Raw genomic sequence first — 1,230 nt, 5'->3', positions numbered from 1 at the left:
CCGAAGTCCGTCAACGGTGGTGAAGTTGCCGTTGATCCTGATGCAGTTTCCAGACTTGCCGCCGGTAATCGTCGGGGCATTGCCGGTCCCGTAGCCGATCAAGGTGATGGGTGCGGCCTCGGTTCCGCTCTGGGTGGTCACAATGCCTCCGGCCCAGGTGTCGCCCCTGCGGAAACTGACCGTGTCGCCGGGCTTGAGGACGATCGAGTTGACCTTCGACAGTGACTTCCACGGCGCAGCGCTGGAGGTTCCCGGATTGGTGTCACTCCCCGAGGCACTGACGAAGTACGTAGTGCCCGCGGCCTGGGCCGGCGCCGGGAGGCCCACCGCCAACCAGCCGGCCGTCAAGATCAGGGTGGTTACGGCTGAGCGAACGGAGTTAATTCTCATGGCGATCCTCGCGGTTTGATGGTCAGAGGAGGAGAGCTCCGCGACCTTGAGTATGTCCGCTCCGGCTGCGGCCATGAGTCGAGACGCGGGCTTAGGTCATCCGCCGACCCTAGTGGGCGGGGGTTGTAAAAAGCTTGGGCATGATCAACCAGAGCTTTATCTCAAACAGCGCTGTATAATTTATTTTGGTCAGCAAAAGTGCCTGACCGGACCGGTCCCAGCGCGGAGACGTCGCACCGCCTACCTCAGTTCCTTCGTCCTGGAGTCTTGCCATGATGCCGCGCCCTACCCTCCCAGTCCTGGACAATCCGCCCCGCAAGCGTCGGTGGAGGCGGGGCCATCGCATGGCGAGGGTGGTGGCGCTGAGCATTGCCGGCTTGCTCGCCGCCTCGACGTCGGCCAATCTCATCCTGGAACAAATCGAAAAGTCCCACACGGTCGCATACGGCGAAATGGTTCACCTCAATGAGGGAACCATCAATGTCACCCGCACCGGCGAGACCGGGCCGACGGTCGTGCTGCTCAGTGGACTCGGGACCCCTGCCCCGGGGCTCGATTTTGCCCCCCTGGTCCGGGAAATGCGCGGCTTCCGAACAGTGGTTGTTGAGGGATTCGGCTACGGCTTAAGCGACATGACTGCCCGGCCAAGGACCGTTGAAAACATCGCCGAAGAACTTCATAAAGTGCTGTCACAGCTCGGCATCAGGGCGCCATACACTCTCATGGGCCACTCGATCGCCGGCTTTTCCACGCTGTACTACGCGAACAAGTATCCAGCGGAGGTGTCCGCCGTTATCGGCATCGACCCCACCGTTCCGGCCAGCAGGATGTCCGTAGGCG

Annotated in this window: 1 protein-coding gene and 1 pseudogene; one reads left to right on the top strand and one right to left on the bottom strand. The window is 62.0% G+C overall.

What is annotated here, in order from left to right; genetic code table 11:
• Window positions 1-465: pseudogene (locus tag LQV45_RS33710) on the bottom strand (hypothetical protein); the annotation flags it as partial.
• 281 nt (window positions 466-746) lie between these two features.
• Here LQV45_RS33710 and LQV45_RS33705 point away from each other — a divergent pair.
• A partial coding sequence (locus tag LQV45_RS33705) for an alpha/beta fold hydrolase (protein ID WP_230012149.1) occupies window positions 747-1,230 on the top strand: 484 nt, incomplete at its 3' end.

This window comes from Microbacterium sp. Bi128 (assembly GCF_918698205.1).
This window is presented reverse-complemented; position numbering and strand designations above follow the sequence as displayed.